This is a genomic window from Corynebacterium sp. HMSC056F09 (assembly GCF_001815785.1).
Classification (GTDB): Bacteria; Actinomycetota; Actinomycetes; order Mycobacteriales; family Mycobacteriaceae; genus Corynebacterium; species Corynebacterium hiratae.
The window spans coordinates 1-720 of record NZ_KV821906.1; the positions used below are offsets into that span (position 1 = coordinate 1).

1 pseudogene is annotated in these 720 nt (G+C 55.0%); it reads left to right on the plus strand.

Annotated features, from left to right (window positions below):
* Positions 1–657, plus strand: a pseudogene (locus HMPREF3056_RS03565) (IS256 family transposase); the annotation flags it as partial.
* Between the last annotated feature and the right edge of the window lie 63 nt (positions 658–720).

A 720-nucleotide genomic window follows, 5' to 3' on the forward strand; every position in this document is an offset into this window, starting at 1 on the left:
GATATCAGCCGCAACCCGATTCACCCAGCGCATAAAGCAATCCGGAAACTGGGCTACATGCTTGTTCAGGTACACAACCGTGAAGATGCTGCGCGGTTTACTGCTGCAGTCCACCACACCCGCATCACCTTTGCTGATTGGCTTAAACAGCGCACCTACCGCAGTGCTATACCGGCAGGCCAAGTACCGAAATGGGTCAGCGCTAACCAGAAATGGTGGTACACCCACCGCAACGCCCGCAGGGCTCTAAAACGTTTGGAAAAACTCATCCACGCCGGACAATTATTTACCTTCCTTGACCCGCCTGAAGGTGTCACACAGGACTTAAAAGCCACCACAAACCTGCTAGAAGGCGGCATCAACAAACAGCTCAAAGACTTAGCCGGCAATCATCGTGGCATGTTCGATGAGCATCAGCGCATCACCATGGACTGGTGGCTCTACACCCACACCGAAGACTCGGTAGCGCCGCTGGAGTTAGCCAAGCAACAAGACTTCGGACGCCAAGGAGAAAAAGCCGCACGCAAGGCATGGGCGAAAGAAGAACTTAAACGGCGCGGCCACCCAGACGGGCGACCTGCCGCATTCGACACCGGCATCGACAACGAATGGAACCCCAGCTTAGGCGTAAGAAAAGGCTGGGCCGGACGCGCCTAAATCCACACGAAATGTCCCTTAGTGCGACACGCCGCAAATCCACACGAAATGTCCCTTAAGCCA